General features: G+C 61.3%; 13 protein-coding genes. 10 read left to right on the top strand and 3 right to left on the bottom strand.

Translation table 11 applies throughout. From position 1 onward, the window contains the following. Window positions 1–3: 3 nt before the first annotated feature. Window positions 4–714: a UPF0149 family protein gene (locus E4Q08_RS11555; RefSeq protein WP_034916799.1), complete on the top strand. Its 711-nt coding sequence runs from the start codon at window positions 4–6 to the stop codon at window positions 712–714. A 156-nt stretch (window positions 715–870) separates the two neighbouring features. Here E4Q08_RS11555 and katG read toward each other — a convergent pair whose 3' ends face one another. The 3 genes from katG to E4Q08_RS11570 form a co-directional block, all read right to left on the bottom strand. Then, on the bottom strand, window positions 871–3,066 hold the full coding sequence (katG, locus tag E4Q08_RS11560) for a catalase/peroxidase HPI (RefSeq protein ID WP_034916795.1): 2,196 nt from the start codon (window positions 3,064–3,066) through the stop codon (window positions 871–873). A gap of 144 nt (window positions 3,067–3,210) precedes the next feature. After that, a complete protein-coding gene (locus E4Q08_RS11565; protein ID WP_034916793.1) occupies window positions 3,211–4,605 on the bottom strand; it encodes a heavy metal sensor histidine kinase in 1,395 nt (464 codons plus the stop codon). Then, window positions 4,602–5,279: a heavy metal response regulator transcription factor gene (locus tag E4Q08_RS11570; protein ID WP_034916791.1), complete on the bottom strand. Its 678-nt coding sequence runs from the start codon at window positions 5,277–5,279 to the stop codon at window positions 4,602–4,604. Before E4Q08_RS11570 ends, E4Q08_RS11565 begins: the two co-directional genes overlap by 4 nt. A 301-nt stretch (window positions 5,280–5,580) precedes the next feature. Between E4Q08_RS11570 and E4Q08_RS11575 the strand changes: the two genes are divergently transcribed. The 9 genes from E4Q08_RS11575 (at window position 5,581) to E4Q08_RS11615 (ending at window position 17,273) form a co-directional block, all read left to right on the top strand. Further along, window positions 5,581–6,810: a TolC family protein gene (locus E4Q08_RS11575; RefSeq protein WP_308240118.1), complete on the top strand. Its 1,230-nt coding sequence runs from the start codon at window positions 5,581–5,583 to the stop codon at window positions 6,808–6,810. Beyond that, window positions 6,807–8,243, top strand: a complete 1,437-nt coding sequence (locus tag E4Q08_RS11580; protein WP_169070499.1) for an efflux RND transporter periplasmic adaptor subunit — start codon at window positions 6,807–6,809, stop codon at window positions 8,241–8,243. Before E4Q08_RS11575 ends, E4Q08_RS11580 begins: the two co-directional genes overlap by 4 nt. Window positions 8,244–8,267: 24 nt before the next feature. Beyond that, complete coding sequence (locus E4Q08_RS11585; protein WP_169070500.1) at window positions 8,268–11,399, top strand: efflux RND transporter permease subunit; 3,132 nt, start codon at window positions 8,268–8,270, stop codon at window positions 11,397–11,399. 706 nt (window positions 11,400–12,105) lie between these two features. Beyond that, complete coding sequence (locus E4Q08_RS11590; protein ID WP_169070501.1) at window positions 12,106–12,348, top strand: hypothetical protein; 243 nt, start codon at window positions 12,106–12,108, stop codon at window positions 12,346–12,348. Window positions 12,349–12,588: 240 nt separating this feature from the next. Then, entirely contained in the window at window positions 12,589–14,037 is a 1,449-nt protein-coding gene (locus E4Q08_RS11595) for an ATP-dependent nuclease (RefSeq protein ID WP_034914501.1), read from the top strand. Window positions 14,038–14,170: 133 nt separating this feature from the next. Next, on the top strand, window positions 14,171–14,962 hold the full coding sequence (locus E4Q08_RS11600; protein ID WP_169070502.1) for a hypothetical protein: 792 nt from the start codon (window positions 14,171–14,173) through the stop codon (window positions 14,960–14,962). Window positions 14,963–15,068: 106 nt separating this feature from the next. After that, window positions 15,069–15,542 (top strand): hypothetical protein, encoded by a 474-nt coding sequence (locus tag E4Q08_RS11605; RefSeq protein ID WP_034919268.1) that lies wholly within the window; start codon window positions 15,069–15,071, stop codon window positions 15,540–15,542. A 75-nt stretch (window positions 15,543–15,617) separates the two neighbouring features. Then, window positions 15,618–16,265 (top strand): hypothetical protein, encoded by a 648-nt coding sequence (locus E4Q08_RS11610; RefSeq protein ID WP_034919265.1) that lies wholly within the window; start codon window positions 15,618–15,620, stop codon window positions 16,263–16,265. Window positions 16,266–16,418: 153 nt separating this feature from the next. Then, window positions 16,419–17,273, top strand: coding sequence for a transposase (locus E4Q08_RS11615; protein ID WP_169070503.1), 855 nt, complete (start codon window positions 16,419–16,421; stop codon window positions 17,271–17,273). The last annotated feature ends 40 nt before the right edge of the window (window positions 17,274–17,313 follow it).

Consider the following 17,313-nt stretch of genomic DNA (forward strand, 5'->3'; position numbering starts at 1 on the left):
ATCATGACCATCCAGACAGCACTCACCGACCAGCAACTCCTGCGCCTCGAGCAACTGCTCGAAGAGCCTGCGCTCGCCCAGTCGATGCGCCTCGACGAGGTACAGGGCTATCTCTGCGCGGCGCTATCGGGCCCCCAGGCGACCCCCGAGGCGCTGTGGCTGAGCGAAGCGCTGGGCAATGCGGAGGCGATCGCCAGCGCCGCCGGAGGCGAAGCTGCCGACTTGCTGCGCCTGCTCGCCACCCAGTTGCAGGCCGAACTGGCCAGTGGCGAACCACCCATGCTGCTGCTGTATGCCCAGGACGAAGACGAAAATTCTCCCAGCGACTACGTACCCTGGTGCCAGGCCTATCTGCACGGCATCGATTCGGCGCCTGCAGGCTGGTTCGAAGCGCTTGGTGCAAACGACGACAAGGAAGACAGCGATGAGATCGCCTACCTTGACGAGCAACTCTTCCCGCTGTTCATGCTCACAGGCGACGCCGCTGCGGCCGCCGCTGCGGCCGGCGAGGAATGGCTGTCGGGCAGGGATCTCGATCATATGCGAAACGAATGTGAAGAAAAGCTGCCGCAGGCGGTGACCAACATCTATCGTTTCTGGGTCGCGCAGCGCAGTGTCAGAACCTTTCGCCACGAGCAGGCCAGAATCGGTCGCAATGAGCCCTGCCCTTGTGGCAGTGGCATGAAATACAAGAGATGTTGCGGAACGGCGTAATGCGGTAGGGCGCAAGCCCCGGCGGGGCGTTCCGCCGCAATCTCCCAGCCGTACCTCTTGGCCACGCAAGATTCGCGTAGCCCCTGCCTGCTTCGGGACCACCTGAAACCAGGTCGAGGCTGCGCTGTCGAGGATTTTCAGGATCTGTCTTCCAGATCACTTCAGGTCGAAGCGATCCAGGTTCATCACCTTGTTCCAGGCCGCCACGAAAGCATGCACGAATGCCGTCTGCGCGTCACTGCACGCATAGACTTCCGCGAGGGCGCGGAGCTGGGAGTTCGAGCCGAAGACGAGATCGACGACGCTGCCTGTCCACTTGAGATCACCTGTCGTCCGGTCCTGCCCATTCAGTACGCCTTCAGAGGTGCCGGACTTCTGCCACTGCGTGTTCATGTCGAGCAGGTTCACGAAGAAGTCATTGGTCAGTGTCTCCGGACGCTTGGTGAACACGCCATGCCTGGCCTGCCCGACATTCGCATTGAGAACGCGCATGCCACCGATCAGCACGGTCATCTCGGGGGCGGTCAGCGTCAGCAATTGCGCCTTGTCCACCAGCAGTTCGGCCTGTGATGCCTCAAGCCCCTGACGACAGTAGTTGCGGAAACCGTCTGCCATCGGCTCCAGCACGGCGAAGGAGTCCACATCGGTCTGTGCCTGCGACGCGTCCATGCGTCCTGGCGAGAAGGGAACCTGTACGTCATGGCCGGCCTTCCTGGCAGCCGCCTCGACGGCTGCGCAGCCGCCCAGAACGATCAGGTCGGCCAGCGAGATTTTCTTGCTGCCGGACTGCAAGGCGTTGAACTCCTGCTGAATTGCTTCCAGCTTTGTCAGTACTTTCGCCAGTTCGGCTGGCTGGTTGACTTCCCAATCCTTCTGCGGCGCGAGGCGGATACGCGCCCCATTGGCGCCACCGCGCTTGTCGCTGCCGCGGAAGGTGGCTGCCGAAGCCCAGGCAGTGGTGACCAGCTGGGAAATCGAAAGACCGGACGCGAGAACCCTGGCCTTCAGGGCAGCGATGTCCTGCTCATCAATCAGGGCATGATCAAGCGCAGGGATCGGATCCTGCCAGATCAGCGCCTCCTGCGGCACGAGCGGGCCCAGGTAACGGGCGAACGGGCCCATGTCGCGGTGCGTCAGCTTGAACCAGGCGCGGGCAAACGCGTCGGCCAGGGCCTGCGGGTTGTCCTTGAAGTGCCGTGCGATTTTCTCATAGGCCGGGTCCATGCGCAGGGCCATATCGGCCGTGGACATCATCGGTGCGTGGCGCCTGCTCGGGTCATGGGCGTCGGGCACGGTACCCTGCGCGGCAGCCTCCTTCGGCGTCCACTGCTGGGCACCGGCGGGGCTCTTCGTCAGCGCCCACTCATAGCCGAACAGGTTCTCGAAGTAGCCGTTGTCCCACTGGATGGGGTTGTTGGTCCAGGCACCTTCCAGGCCGCTGGTGATGGTGTGGACACCCTGGCCGCTGCCAAAGCTGTTCTTCCAGCCGAGGCCCTGCTCCTCGATGGGGGCACCCTCGGGCTCGGGACCGACGTGGCTCGGATCGCCGGCGCCGTGGCACTTGCCGAAGGTGTGGCCGCCGGCGACGAGCGCCACGGTCTCCTCGTCGTTCATGGCCATGCGGGCGAAGGTTTCGCGAATGTCCCGCGCCGATGCGATCGGGTCCGGATTTCCATTCGGGCCTTCCGGATTCACATAGATCAGACCCATCTGCACGGCGCCGAGCGGATTGTCGAGTTCACGGTCGCCGCTGTAGCGCTCGTCCGCCAGCCACTTGCCTTCCGGCCCCCAGTAGATGTCTTCCTGCGGTTCCCAAATGTCCGCGCGGCCACCGGCGAATCCAAAGGTCTTGAAGCCCATCGACTCCAGCGCGACGTTGCCGGCCAGGATCATCAGGTCTGCCCAGGAGATTTTGCGGCCGTATTTCTGCTTGATCGGCCACAGCAGGCGGCGCGCCTTGTCGAGGTTGCAGTTGTCCGGCCAACTGTTGATGGGCGCAAATCGCTGTGCGCCGGCGCCGGCGCCACCGCGACCATCAGCAATCCGGTACGTGCCCGCGGAATGCCAGGCCATGCGGATGAAGAGGGGTCCGTAATGGCCATAGTCCGCAGGCCACCAATCCTGCGAATCGGTCATCAGGGTATGGAGATCCTGGATCACGGCATCCAGGTCAAGGCTCTTGAACTCCTTGGCGTAGTTGAACACCTCGCCCATGGGGTCGGACTTGGCGGAATGCTGGTGCAGGATCTTCAGGTTCAACTGCTTGGGCCACCAGTCGGCGTTCGTTGGCGCCCCGGCCACGGTGTGTTTGTGGGCTGCGCCCGAGAACGGGCACTTTGCTTCGTTGGACATGCTTCTCTCCTTGGGCTGTTGGTAAAACTACCATCACCAGACTACAGTTTGGGCCTCCCTCAATCAACGAAATTCTGGCAATCGGATCCATAGCGAAATTCAATGGCATCCAGGCAACCTTTGCGTCAAGTCTTCGAATGATGTTCAAGCGGGGATGTTCAGCTGAAACACCGTCACGCCGCTGCTGGAGCGTGTGTCGACACTGCCCCCGTGGGCACGCAGGATGGAACGGGTAATCGCCAGGCCCAGCCCGGCGCCGTCGCTGAAGCGTTGCCGGGAGGAATCCGCACGGTAGAAAGGTTCGAACAGTCGCGGCAAGTGCTCGGCAGCAATCGTCTCGCCGGTATTCTCGACAGACAGCCGTACCCAGTTTTCGCCAGTTTGCTCCAGACGCACGGCCATCCCTCCTCCGGTCGGCGTATGCCGCATCGCGTTCGAGAGAAGATTGTTGATGGCCCGGCGCAACATCAGCCGATCGCCAGAAACGACGGCGCTGCCCGAGCAGGATAGGGAAACCTTCTTCTCCTCGGCGAACGCCTCGTAGAATTCGAACAGCCCGTTCACTTCCGCGCGCAGATCGACGCGTTCCCGGTGCGGAATGATCAGCTGGTTTTCGGCCTTGGCCAGAAAGAGCATGTCCGAAATCATTCGCGACAGGCGTTCGAGTTCCTCGGCATTAGAAGCCAGAACCTCCTGGTATTGTTCGGGGGTCCGGGTTCTGGAAAGCATGACCTGGGTCTGGGTCAACAGATTGCTGACCGGTGTCCGCAGTTCGTGCGCCAGGTAGGAAGAAAAATCCGAGAGGCGCCGGAAGGACTCCTCCAGGCGTGCCAGCATTTCGTTCAATGTCTGGGCCAGTGCAACCAGTTCGACCGGAACGGAATCGACCGGCAAGCGGGCATTCAGCCGCTGCGCGGTGATCGCCGCCGCCTCGCGCTTGATCGCCTGCAAGGGCGCCAGCCCTCTGCGCACCGCGACCCAGCCGAGGAGCCCGATCGACAAGGCGGCCAGCACCATGAACGACCACAGGGTGGTCCTGAAGTCGCTCATGAAGTGCTCATGGTGCGAGATCTCTGTCGCCACGGCCACGAGTGCCGGCGGCGCGCCCTCGATGCTCGTCCGGGCAAGACCGGAGATGCCGCGAAAAGACTGCTGGTCGCGAGTCTTCCAATGAACCGGATGCCGGGAAGCGGGCTCGACGCCCCGCTCCAGAAGAGTACCCGGGAACTCGGCGCCAGCCATGGCGAACAGCGTTTGGCCGTCTGGCGCGACGACCACCATGGCGAGCCCAGGGTGGCCGACCAGGGAATCCTCGAGGTGCTGCGGCATGACTTCGAGATCGGCCGTGGAGCGAACTTTCTCGAGGGCGTGCCGAGCCAGTTGCAACTTCCCGGTCAGTATCTCCATGTCCAGTTCTTCGAAATGTCGTTCGACCGAGTTGGTGATGAGAACGCCGAGTAGCAGCAAGACCAGGGTGGACGCCGACGCGAACAGCAGGGTCAGCCGAAAGCTGATCGATTGCCGCCGGACTGGCTTCACTCGCCGCTCTCCAGTACGTAGCCCATGCCGCGCACCGTGCGGATCAGTTTGTCATCGAATCCCTCGTCCACCTTGAGCCGCAGGCGCTTGATCGCCACCTCGATCACATTGGTGTCGCTGTCGAAGTTCATGTCCCAGACTTGCGAGGCGATCAGCGAACGGGGCAAGACTTCGCCCTGCCGCCGCAGAAGCAATTCCAGCAAGGCAAACTCCTTGGCGGTCAGATCGATTCGCCGGCCCGATCGGGTGACGCGTCGTCGCCGCAGATCGAGTTCCAGATCCGCCGCGCGCAAGAACCCGGATTCCCGGACCTTGCTGCCTCGGCGCAACAGCGTGCGGACGCGGGCGAGCAGCTCGGAAAAGGCAAACGGCTTGACCAGATAGTCGTCTGCGCCAAGTTCCAGTCCCTTGACCCGATCATCCACCGCGTCGCGGGCGCTCAGGAATAGGACCGGCATGTCCTTGCCCGCCCTGCGGATGCCCTGCAGGATTTGCCAGCCGTCGATTCCCGGCAGCATGACATCGAGAATCACCAGGTCGTAGGCTTCGGTCAAAGCGAAGTGCAGGCCGTCCAGCCCGTTGCTCACCAGATCAGCCACGAAACCCGCCTCGAGCAATCCCTGTTTGAGGTAAGTCCCTGTTTTCGGTTCGTCTTCCACGACCAGGATTTTCATCGCCGTTCTCCATTGCCCATTCCTGCCAATGGCGCATTTTGTGCCGTATGATCAGACTTTCGCCGGACATTACCGAAATGTAATCTTCGCGTCAGCGTCCCGTTGGGAAGGCTTCCCCATACTGCGCCACGCGCCTCGCAAGCGGGGTATTTGCCAAGAGCCCACTGGAGGGACAAGCTGCGACCGGTGCAATGACGATCGTGATCATCCGATGGACACGGCATCATCGACAGGAACCATTCAAGCATTGGGAGGCGGTATGCGAGGAGGCAAGCCCACGAAGACATTCGCCTGCTGCTTGATGCTGAGTCTGGCAACACCTGCCCTGTCGCAGGAGGTCGCCATCGGCGGAACGGTCGAGAGCCTGCTCGAATTCGCCAAAGTTCGCAATCCCGAATACGCTGCCATGCAGGCGGAAGCGGACGCGGCGGCGGAACGGGTGACACCGGCAGGCGCCCTGCCCGACCCGAAGTTCAGGATGGAATTGCGGGACATCACCCACTCCGGTGAGCAGAACCCGACGCTCTCCCCGAGCCGTGTCGGCAGCACGAAGTACCTGCTGTCGCAGGATCTTCCCTGGTTCGGCAAACGCGATCTGAAACGCGAGGTGGCGGAATTCGAAGCAGCGAGTGCCAGAGGACGCGCCTTCGGAACCTGGTCGGAAATCGCCGCCAGAATCAAGACGACCTACGCCCAATGGTACTACGTCCAGCGCAATGAGCGCCTGACGCAGGAAATCCTCGACCTGATGCGGCGCCTCGAAAAAATCCTCCAGACACGCTACACAAACGGTCTGGCGACCCTGCAGGACCTCATTCGTGCGCAGGTCGAGCAGACGAGGCTGCGCAGCGAACTGGTGGCCCTGGAAACCGAGCAGCACCACCTGCGCACGCGCCTGAACGCCTTGCTCGCCCGGCCCGCAACGGCACCGCTGGCAGCACCGGAAAAGCTGCGCCCGCTGCCGCCACCGGCGCGGCTCGATTACGCCACACTCGAAGAACGTGTCCGCCTCCGTAACCCGCTGCTGGCGGCCGAAGCCGGCAAACTCCAGGCAGCGGAAAAAAACCGGGAACTCACCTACAAAAACCGTTACCCGGATTTCACCATCAGCGCCGGGCCGATCCAGTATCAGAGTGCGATCCGGGAATGGGATGTGATGGTCGAAATGAACATTCCGCTGCAGCAATCCTCGCGACGCGCACAGGAACGCGAATCGGAGGCGATGCTGTCGGCGGCGCGCGCGCGCCGGGAAGCGAGCACCAACCAGGTGCTTGCCGATCTGGCGGAGAATCTGGCCGCCATCGACGGTGCGCGCCGCAGCGAAGCCCTGGCCAGCAATGACCTGCTGCCCGAGGCCGAGCTGACCTTCAGGGCCGCGCTCGCCGGCTACGAGAACGGCAAGCTCGATTTCGCGATGCTGCTCGATGCGCAGCGGCAGATTCGGCAGGCCAGACAGGACCAGATCAGGGCGCAGGCCGAAGGACAGGCCCGCCTGGCGGAAATTGAACGTCTCCTGGGAGAAGATCTATGAAGCAGGGCGCGCGCATTGCAGCCGGAGCTTTGGCGGTCGCCGCGCTGGCAGCCGCCGCGGGCTATTGGGCCGGCAAGCGGAATACCCCCGGCCATCCGGAAGCAACTCACCAGACTGCCGCCACTGCCGGCGGGCCGGCGGCGAAAGAGCGCAGGGTTCTCTATTACCGCAACCCCATGGGCCTGCCCGACACCTCGCCGACACCGAAGAAAGACTCCATGGGAATGGACTACGTTCCGGTCTATGCGGACGAAGCCGACGAGGGGGCGGGCGCAGCGAAGCAGCTCAGGATCAGCACCGAAAAGGTTCAGAAGCTCGGCGTCAGAACCGAGACCGTCCGCCTGCGCTCGCTCGACCGGATCGTTCGTGCGGTCGGTCGCATCGAGCCCGACGAACGCCGCCAGTATGCGATCGCCCCCAAGTTCGAGGGCTACGTCGAGCGCCTGCAGGTCAATGTGACCGGTCAGATGGTCGGCAAGGGCCAGGTGCTGTTTGAAGTCTACAGCCCGGAACTGGTCTCTGCCCAACGCGAATACGTGCTCGCCACGCATGCGGCGGAATCGCTGCACCCGGCCGGCAGCGAAGCCCGCAGCAGCATGCAGCAACTGGCTGCGGCGAGCCTCACGCGCCTGAAAAACTGGGACATCTCCGACGAGCAGCTCAAGGCCCTGGCCAGTTCCGGAGACTCCCGGCGCACGCTCAGCTTCCGCTCGCCGGTTGCCGGCGTCGTGACCGAGAAGAAGGCCGTGCAGGGCATGCGTTTCATGCCGGGTGAAACGCTCTATCAGGTGGCCGATCTGTCTACGGTCTGGGTGATCGCCGACGTCTTCGAGCAGGACATCGGGATGGTAAAAGCCGGTGCGCCGGCCAGGATCAAGGTCAACGCCTACCCGGAGCAGGTTTTCGAGGGGACCATCCGCTACATCTATCCGACGCTCAAGGCGGAAACCCGCAGCGTTCCGGTCCGCGTCGAACTGAGCAATCCGGGAATGCTGCTCAAACCCGGCATGTTCGCCCAGGTCGAGCTGGCGATGGCCGCCAGGGGCCAGGTGCTGACCGTGCCGGTCTCGGCGGTGATCGACAGCGGCACGCGCCAGATCGTTCTGGTGCAGCTCGCTGAGGGTCGCTTCGAGCCGCGCGAAGTGAAGCTCGGGGCCCGCAGCGATGACCAGGTCGAGGTACGCGAAGGGGTGCGCGCTGGCGAGCAGGTGGTGGTCGCCGCCAACTTCCTGATCGACGCCGAAAGCAACCTCAAGGCGGCTGTCGGCGGTTTCGCCCAGGCGCAGCCCCCGGCCGGCGAAACCACCGCCAGGACGGCCCCGGCAAGCACGGGACACCGGGCGGAAGGCCAGGTCGATTCGGCAAGCAGGCCCGAGGCCAGCACCGGAACCGCGGCGCAGGCCAATCCGCACGCGGCGCACGCCGGCCACTGACGGCAACCCACGGAGCCCTTCGCCATGCTGGCCAAACTCATCGACTGGTCGAGCAGGAACCGTTTCCTGGTCCTGCTGGCCACCCTGTTCGTCATCGTCGGCGGCATCGTCGCCATCCTCAGGACGCCGCTCGACGCACTGCCCGACCTCTCGGACGTGCAGGTCATCGTATACACCGAATACCCCGGCCAGGCGCCACAGGTGGTCGAAGACCAGGTCACCTATCCGCTGACCACGGCGATGCTGTCGGTGCCGAAAGCGAAGGTCGTGCGCGGCTTCTCGTTCTTCGGCGCGTCCTTCGTGTACCTCATCTTCGAGGACGGTACCGACATCTACTGGGCGCGCTCACGCGTGCTCGAATATCTCAACTTCGCGTCCAGCCGCATGCCCAGGGGGGTGACGCCGCAGATCGGCCCGGACGCGACCGGCGTCGGCTGGGTCTATCAGTACGCGCTGCTCGGCAAAGACAGGAGCCTCGCCGAGTTGCGCAGCATCCAGGACTGGTATCTGCGCTACCAGCTCAGCAAGGCGCATGGCGTCGCCGAAGTCGCATCGATCGGCGGTTTCGTTCAGACCTACCAGGTGACGGTCGATCCGGTCAAGCTGCGCGCTTACGGTGTGCCGCTGCGGAAGGTCGTGCAGGTCATCCGCGATTCCAACCGCGACGTCGGCGGCCGCGTCGTCGAAATGGCCGAAACCGAGTACATGGTGCGCGGCAAGGGCTACCTGCGCGGCATCGGCGACCTCGAAGCGCTGGTGGTCAAGAGCGACCAGGGGACGCCGGTACTGATCCGCGACATCGCGCGTGTCGAACTGGCGCCCGACGAGCGGCGCGGCCTGACCGAACTCAATGGCGAAGGCGAGGTGGTCTCCGGCATCGCCATGGCGCGCTACGGCCAGAATGCCCTCGAAGTGATCCACAACCTGAAAACCAGGATCGCCGAACTCGGCTCCGGCCTGCCCGAAGGGGTGACGGTACAAACCGTCTACGACCGCTCCGAACTCATCCACCGCGCCATCGCCACCCTCAAGAGAACGCTGATCGAGGAATCGCTGATCGTTGCGCTGGTCTGCATCGTTTTCCTGCTGCATGTGCGCAGCGCGCTGGTGGCGATCCTGATGCTGCCGGTCGGCGTGCTCATCGCCTTCATCGCCATGCGCCTGCTCGGCATGAACTCCCATCTGATGAGCCTCGGCGGCATCGCCATCGCCATCGGGGCGATGATCGATGCCGCCATCGTCATGATCGAGAACGCCCACAAGCACCTGGAGCGGCTGCCAGCGCAGCATTCCCGACAGGATCGCGCTGCCGCCATGCTGCTGGCGTGCCAGGAAGTGGGACCGGCGCTGTTCTTCTCGCTGCTGATCATCACCGTTTCCTTCCTGCCGGTCTTCAGCCTGGAGGGCCAGGAGGGGCGGCTGTTCTCGCCGCTCGCCTTCACCAAGACCTTTGCCATGGCCGGCGCGGCGATCCTGTCGGTGACGCTGGTGCCGGTGCTGATGCTGGGGCTGATCCGCGGCCGCATCCTGCCGGAAGCGAGAAATCCGGTGAACCGCGCGCTGATCTGGGGCTACCGGCCGATCATCGCCGGCGTCATGCGCTGGAAGAAGCTGACCATCCTGGCCGCGCTGCTGGTCCTCGGCATTTCGATCTACCCGGCTTCCAGGCTCGGTTCCGAGTTCATGCCGACGCTCAACGAAGGCACGCTGTTCTACATGCCGACTTCGCTGCCGGGAATGTCGATCACCAAGGCGGCCGAGCTGCTGCAGACCCAGAACAAGATCATCCAGAGCTTCCCCGAGGTCGAGTCGGTCTTCGGCAAGGCCGGGCGCGCCAACACGGCAACCGACCCGGCGCCGACCGAGATGTTCGAGACGGTGATCAACCTCAAGCCGGAATCCGAATGGCGCGCCGGCATGACCACCGACCAGCTGATCGCCGAACTCGACCGGGCCCTGCAGTTCCCCGGCGTCGCCAACGCCTGGACGATGCCGATCAAGGCGCGCATCGACATGCTCTCCACCGGCATTCGCACGCCGATCGGCATCAAGGTCTTCGGCAAGGATCTCGACGAGATGGAAAAGCTCGCCAAGGCCATCGAGACGGTCGTCAAAGCCGTGCCCGGTACGACCAGCGCCTTTGCCGAGCGCATCACCGGCGGCTTCTACCTCAACATCGAACCCGACCGGCAGCAACTGGCGCGCTATGGTCTGGCGATCGGCGACCTGCAGGAGGTCATCGGCACGGCGCTCGGCGGCGAGATGGTGACCACCACCGTCGAGGGGCGCGAACGCTTCGGCGTCAGCGTTCGCTACCCGCGCGAACTGCGTTCCGATCCGCAGCAGATCGCGCGTGCCGTGCTGGTGCCGACGATGGACGGCGCCATGGTGCCGCTCGGCCAGGTAGCCCGCGTCGAGGTGACGAAAGGCGCCCCGGCCATCCGCACCGAGAACGCCCTCCTCTCGGCGTATATCTTCGTCGACATCCGCGACCGCGACATCGGCGGTTACGTCGCCGACGCCAAGAAAGCGGTGGCGGAACAGGTCAAGTTCCCGCCCGGCACCTACATTACCTGGAGCGGCCAGTTCGAGTACATGGAGCGCGCCATCGAGAAGATGAAGATCGTCATCCCGCTGACGCTGCTGCTGATCTTCCTGTTGCTCTACCTCAACTTCAGGCGCCTGACCGAAACGCTGATCGTCCTGCTGTCGGTGCCGTTCGCGCTGGTCGGCGGCGTCTGGCTGATGTGGGGGCTAGATTATCACCTGTCGGTCGCGGTTGCCGTCGGCTTCATCGCGCTGGCCGGCGTCGCGGCGGAGACAGGCGTGGTGATGCTGATCTATCTCGACCATGCCTGGCAAGCGGTCAAGGAGAGCTGCCGCGCCGCCGGGCGGGAACCGGGGGTCGCCGACCTCTACGCAGCGGTGATGGAAGGCGCCGTCGAGCGGGTGCGGCCGAAGATGATGACCGTCGTCGCGATCATGGCCGGCCTGCTGCCGATCCTGTGGGGCACCGGCACCGGTTCCGAGGTGATGAGCCGCATCGCCGCGCCGATGGTCGGGGGGATGATTTCGTCGACCGTGCTGACGCTGGCGGTGATTCCGGCGATCTATGCGCTGGTCCAGGAATGGCGGCTGCGGCGCGAGATCGAGTAGTTCGGCTTCCTGGCACGGCAATGCCGCGCCACCCCTGGCGTTCACCAGACCGGCCATGCCGGTGGCTACCGTGGCTGACGCCGACAGGCAGCAGGCAGGCATTTCTCGTCGACCGATTTGCCGAGTGTCTCGGCAGCGGCCCTTCCGCCGGTTATATGGTGCGGGGGCAGAACCCCATCGTCCTTGACGAACGGAGCGAACCTCAAACTGGCGGTCTATCGCGAACCCATCGACGGGCAATACCGCCGAATGCACAAGCCCACGATCTCCGAAAAAGTAGCACCGCTGTGGGTGCCGGGGGTCCGGGTTGCGTTGACGGACGTTCTGGCGTGAAGGAAATTACGAGGCGTTGGGGGAGCGACTGCGAATAAGACAAGGGCGGTGGAGTGCCTACACCAGCGCGCAGCGCTTTAGTTCAACGTCAACGCTCAGGCGACGGCCGCGGCTTCTTGCGGCCGCTCGCCTGGAACGAATGGTTGGGCATGGATGCATGATTTCAAGACATGACCCCGCGGCTTGTGCGTGACCCCGCGGCTTTGTGACCCCGCGGCTTTGGGCGGATGGCCCATGGCACTGAGTGGGGCGGGATTCGGATAACTTTTAAAGGGCCACTGGGGCGAAATTCGAGATTGACACCCCTTGATGGAGGCTCATACACTCTTGAGGGTGCCGTTGGATTTTCTATCCTTTGCAAGGAGGCTTGACCATGAGCGACAACGTTGACAATCTGGTTCTTGAGCACTTGCGCGCCTTGCGGGGTGGACAGGACCGCATCGAAAGCGAGTTGCGGGAGGTCGCCGCCCGGCTTACCAGCCTGGAAGCGAGCACTGCCGCTGGCCGACGCGATAGCGCGCACAACTACGAGGAAATCATCCGGCAACAGTCAAGTATCGATCAGATCAAGGCGCGAATTGACCGGATTGAAAGACGGCTGGAAATCGCGGGTTGAGAAATCACCGGCCGGGCAAAAGAAAAGACTTGACCCTGGTTACGCGGCTGGCGAGGCGGCTGTGGTACTTGAAGGAGCCAAGCTTGGCTCATTTTTTGTTGGAATGTTAGACCTGACCCCGCCTTTCCGCGCCTTTCCGCTGTTCATGAGTACAGTATAATGACGCAAAGTAAATCGTCAAGTAGGATGTCCACTTCACGTTAGCCCGCACCAAGACATCATCACAGGACGGTTTCCACTATGGACTATGCAGAAGTAAATGCGATCCGAACCCAGTATCAAGCGGGTTTGTGGCCTCAATTTCTACAGATGTTGCAGATCGAAGGATTGCGGGGCTGGTCAGGGCAGTCCGTTGAGTTTAACTTTCCAGTCGTTGCGATCGTTGGCGAAAATGGGAGCGGCAAGAGCACGTTGATGAAGACTGCTGCTTGCGTATATGACAATAAGGACAGAGATAAGCGCTTCTACCCTTCCGCGTTCTTCGTCGAAACTCATTGGGACAAGATACAAGGCGTAAAAATTGACTTTCGGGTAAGGCGCGGGCCAAACGTCGATAGCTTCCGGACTACGAAGCCAACACAACGATGGCGAGTTCCAGAGAACGGTCCGAAGCGTGATGTTTTCTTGTTAGATATTGCTAGGACGCTTCCTCTTGACGCATCAGTCGGCTACGCCAAGATTGCTCGCTTGGCTGCGGCCGAGATTGAAAGCGCGGAAATCAATGACGCCTTTCGGGAGAGGTTATCGCACGTACTAGGCCGTAATTACAAGAAGGCCCGGTTCGCGACCTCCGACGTGGATAAGAACCGACAGATAGGGCTTCTCGAGCGTGAGTGGGGCGAACTGTCACAGTTTCATCAAGGCGCGGGAGAAGACGCAACATTGGATCTTTTTCGTACGCTGCAAGGGATACCTGAAAACTCGCTACTACTCATCGACGAAGTTGAAGCTTCGCTGCATCCGAGAGCCCAAAGGCGGCTTGTTCGGTTTCTTCTATGGCTCGCCCGTCAGCGCCGCATCCAGGTTGTGCTATCCACGCATAGCCCATACGTCCTGCAGGAGTTGCCGCAGGAAGCTCGAATACTGCTTCTGCCAGGCCCGCAGGGGCTAAGCGTTGTGTATGGTGTGTCGGCTGAGTTTGCAATGAGCCGCCTTGACGATGAGGTTCACCCAGAAGTTCATCTCTTCGTTGAAGATCGCGAGGCTGAAGTTCTACTACGCGAAATACTTGCCTCTACCGAAGAAACGGGAAAGCTATTACACCGCGTCGCAATTAATCCCGTTGGCCCAGCTAATGTTGTGGCTATGCTTGGTGCCTTAGGGAAGACCGGAAAGCTACCGTATCGCTCGGCGGCCATAGTCGATGGCGATCATGTCGACGCAAATTGTTTATCGTTGCCAGGTACGCTCGCACCGGAGCGCATGGTTTATGCCGAACTGAAAGCGAAGGGTTGGCCAAACCTATCGCAGCGCTTCGGCATAGGTGCTGGGACACTGCTTACAGCGTTAGAAGATGCGATGCTTGAGCCGGACCACCATAAGTGGAATGCGAAGGTAGGGGACCAGATTCTGAAAAGTTCGGTCAGCGTATGGGAAGTGCTTGCCAATGAATGGTGCAGGTCGTGTCTCGACCCCGAGAAACGCAAGAACCTCGCCGAAGCAATTACCGCAACCGCAGATGCCGGCTAACCCATCAATCCACCGGACGCTGCGCAATGAAGCCGCGCAGCGCCGGTGATTTCAAACGTTACGCGTCGATACATGCGCACCTCGAACGCATGCCGAAAGAGATCTATTTCCACATTAGTTGGTATGGGTAATCATGAAATCACCTATTGTGTTCCACCTAACGCGTTGGGGCTCAGCCTTTCTAGCTGCAATAGTCCCGCAGCTCGCCAATGCGCAGATAAGTATCGAAGCGCAAACGAAAGGCCTTGACGCCATTGCGGATTTCGCTGAGCGTATGTGCGCGAAGATTCCACTTACAGGCAGTAGCGCAACTGTCGAGCTTTCTGGCCAGGCCAAGGCGGAGCTAAGCAAGCTATTGAAGAAGCTGGCCGATGCAGGCATTGGAGGCGCAGCAAAGTATCAGACTTTTGAGTATGAAAATGTACTGCAGAAGGATCTATTGCATGCCGTCAGAATGAGTCAGGATTGCCGAATCACAATATTCAAGGACTTGAACAGCAAGCTGATTCCTTCACCGAGAGCAGAACCTCCGGGTCCCTTGCCGCAGCCGAGAGTACCTTCGAGGAGCAGATCGTGCGCACCGCAATGGCAGACGTGTGTCGGTTTTGAAAACCTTGCTGGGTTATGGCGAGGCAAGATCCCGCACGGGCCAATCCTCTCGGTTGTCGTCGAACCACAAGAAGGTGCCGACGTATACGCGTCACTCGCCATTGAGAAGCAAAAATGCCAGGCGACGCTAAAGCTAAGTTATGTCAATGACAACATGCTTACCACGTCAGAGTTTTTCTTCAAGCCAGTTCGGGTCACATCTGCATGCCCGAGCATAGAGTCCATCGTCCTTACGCCTTCGCCAACAACGTCCTGGTTCAATCTGAACAAGCCGGATGGAAACCAACTTACTTTTGTCATCAACAAGAAGATTTAAGGTTCAGCGCCTAACCCGCGCTTGCAGGGGACCGACGCCCAGCGGCGCTTCGCTGGGCGTCGGTCCCTGAAGCTACACGTTAGACGCGCAATACAAGGAACCAACCATGCCCGACGTCCAAAGCCAAAAATCACCTGAAGAAGCGGAGCGCGACGCGCAGGCAATGGCGCGGTTCAGCGCTGCGCTGACGGCCCGTGCCAAGAGCCTGGAAATGCTCTATGACTATACGAAGTTCCACATTGGTGTGTATCTAACGCTCACCGCTTCGTACATCACAGTTGCCTCCGTGAAGGTGGTAGACCACAGAGGCCAGCCCTTCGAGTTCCTCAAGACCGAGCACCACTTGGTCGGCTTGGCTGTACTCTGCTTCTTGCTCGCCGGCTTTGCAGGTGGTGTCATCGTCAGCAGCATTACCCAATTTGCAGGAGGAAGCAGCAAGGACTTCCTCGAAACGCAGATCGGACCCTGGAACGCCAAAGCAATACATTTCTCTGGAACGACCTGGGCTTACATTGAACACACTTCCTTTTGGGCTGGTCTCCTGTTGGCCATCGCCTCTATCCTTGTGCCGCGCGTCTAACTCTTCGTTCAAGCGGACGCCTGACGGCGCCACTTAACTCAAACGTTATGCATCTGAGCCGTGGAGCATCGACCGATGAATGAGCTCAACGTTTTCGTCAGCGTCGGCGGTACTGCGACAGAACAGCAGGAGGCGTTCGTCCGCGCTGTGGAGGATCGACTCCGGAGCGAGGGCCTCATCCCGCACACGGTTGGCCGAAATGCCTTTAGTGCCGACGCCCCGTTGAAGACGGTGACCGAGTTGCTGGACCGGTGCTCAGGCACCATCGTGATCGCCCTGGAACGCTCATACTTTGCTTCCGGGACGGAGAAGCGTGGTGGCCCCAAGGAGATCGCTCTGGCCGACGTCAAGCTGCCCACTCCGTGGAATCAGGTTGAGGCAGCCATGACCTACGCCCGCGGTCTCCCATTGATGGTTGTTGTCGAAGCAGGCCTCAAGAGCGAGGGTCTACTCGAGCGTGGTTATGACTGGTACGTGCAATGGGTGAAGCCAGAAGCCGCCGCTCTAAGTACCAACGAATTCAACGGTGTGTTGGCGAGTTGGAAGAAGAAGATGATCGAGGCGCCCAAGAAGACTTCCACTTCAAAGATGCCCGCGGATCTCACAGTTGCCGAGCTAGTCGGCGGTCTAAAGCCAGTCCAGTTGTGGAGCGTCCTTGTGGCTCTATCGGCGATCGTTGCGGGCGCATTCGCGCTCGGCGGAAAGCTCTTCGGTGGTCCGTAGATGCATAATTCACGTTAGCCGTCAAGGAAACCAGATGCTGCAACGCCTAATCACGCAGTGGGTATATGGGGGCGGGTCACCAAGGCCGGGGTCACAAGGCCGGGGTCAGGTCTAACATTACAACACAAGACGAAAAGATGCTACGCTTGGCGTATGGCTAGACCGCTAAGGCTCGAATTCTCTGGGGCCGTTTATCATGTCACGTCGCGCGGGGATCGAAGGGAAGAGATTTTCCTAAACGATGCGGACCGCATCGACTGGCTGGATGTGCTGGGCGTTGTTTGCGCGCGCTTCAACTGGGTCGTGCACGCCTTCTGTCAGATGACCAATCACTATCACCTGCTGCTGGAGACGCCGGATGGCAATTTGTCGCTCGGGATGCGGCATTTGAACGGCCTCTACACGCAGCGTTTCAACCGCCGCCACGGCCTGGTTGGGCACCTCTTTCAGGGGCGCTACAAGGCGATCCTGGTGCAGAAGGAAGTCTACCTGCTGGAACTGACTCGTTATGTGGTCCTGAATCCGTTGCGCGCCGGGATGATCGTTTCGCTTGATGATTGGCCCTGGAGCAGCTTTCCGTTCGTTGTCGGCCGGGAAACTCCGCCACCATGGCTGGATGTGGACTGGCTGCTACGGCAGTTTGCTCCGGAGCGCGACGAGGCTCGCCGCTCTTATGTGGAGTTTCTGCTGGCTGGCAGGGGTTTGCCGAGTCCCGTTCTCGAAGCCTGCCAGCAGTTGGTGCTGGGCGATCGCGCTTTCGTGGAACGGCATTGCCAGAAAGGTATTCCGGAGCAATTGCGCGAGGTCTCGAAGGCTCATAGGCGCGCAGTGGCTTTACCGCTCGATGAGTACGCGATGCGCTACCCCGAGCGAGATCTCGCCATGGCTCTGGCCTACCAGTCCGGTGCCTATACGATGGCGGAAATCGGCCGACATTTCGCGGTGCACTACATGACCGTCAGCCGCGCCGTGCGCAAATACGAACTGCAACAAAGAGTGACAGGGTAGGGCTCGACCGGCTTCTCCGTTGGTGTTCGCACGGAAAGCG

Source organism: Candidatus Accumulibacter contiguus (assembly GCF_012940005.1).
GTDB lineage: Bacteria > Pseudomonadota > Gammaproteobacteria > Burkholderiales > Rhodocyclaceae > Accumulibacter > Accumulibacter contiguus.

What these genes read in the sequence shown, in the direction of transcription:
- E4Q08_RS11555 (WP_034916799.1), top strand. Translation starts at nt 4, where the DNA reads ATGACCATCCAGACAGCACTCACCGACCAGCAACTCCTGCGCCTCGAG.
- katG (WP_034916795.1), bottom strand. Translation starts at nt 3,066, where the DNA reads ATGTCCAACGAAGCAAAGTGCCCGTTCTCGGGCGCAGCCCACAAACAC.
- E4Q08_RS11570 (WP_034916791.1), bottom strand. Translation starts at nt 5,279, where the DNA reads ATGAAAATCCTGGTCGTGGAAGACGAACCGAAAACAGGGACTTACCTC.
- E4Q08_RS11575 (WP_308240118.1), top strand. Translation starts at nt 5,581, where the DNA reads ATGCTGAGTCTGGCAACACCTGCCCTGTCGCAGGAGGTCGCCATCGGC.
- E4Q08_RS11580 (WP_169070499.1), top strand. Translation starts at nt 6,807, where the DNA reads ATGAAGCAGGGCGCGCGCATTGCAGCCGGAGCTTTGGCGGTCGCCGCG.
- E4Q08_RS11585 (WP_169070500.1), top strand. Translation starts at nt 8,268, where the DNA reads ATGCTGGCCAAACTCATCGACTGGTCGAGCAGGAACCGTTTCCTGGTC.
- E4Q08_RS11590 (WP_169070501.1), top strand. Translation starts at nt 12,106, where the DNA reads ATGAGCGACAACGTTGACAATCTGGTTCTTGAGCACTTGCGCGCCTTG.
- E4Q08_RS11595 (WP_034914501.1), top strand. Translation starts at nt 12,589, where the DNA reads ATGGACTATGCAGAAGTAAATGCGATCCGAACCCAGTATCAAGCGGGT.
- E4Q08_RS11600 (WP_169070502.1), top strand. Translation starts at nt 14,171, where the DNA reads ATGAAATCACCTATTGTGTTCCACCTAACGCGTTGGGGCTCAGCCTTT.
- E4Q08_RS11605 (WP_034919268.1), top strand. Translation starts at nt 15,069, where the DNA reads ATGCCCGACGTCCAAAGCCAAAAATCACCTGAAGAAGCGGAGCGCGAC.
- E4Q08_RS11610 (WP_034919265.1), top strand. Translation starts at nt 15,618, where the DNA reads ATGAATGAGCTCAACGTTTTCGTCAGCGTCGGCGGTACTGCGACAGAA.
- E4Q08_RS11615 (WP_169070503.1), top strand. Translation starts at nt 16,419, where the DNA reads ATGGCTAGACCGCTAAGGCTCGAATTCTCTGGGGCCGTTTATCATGTC.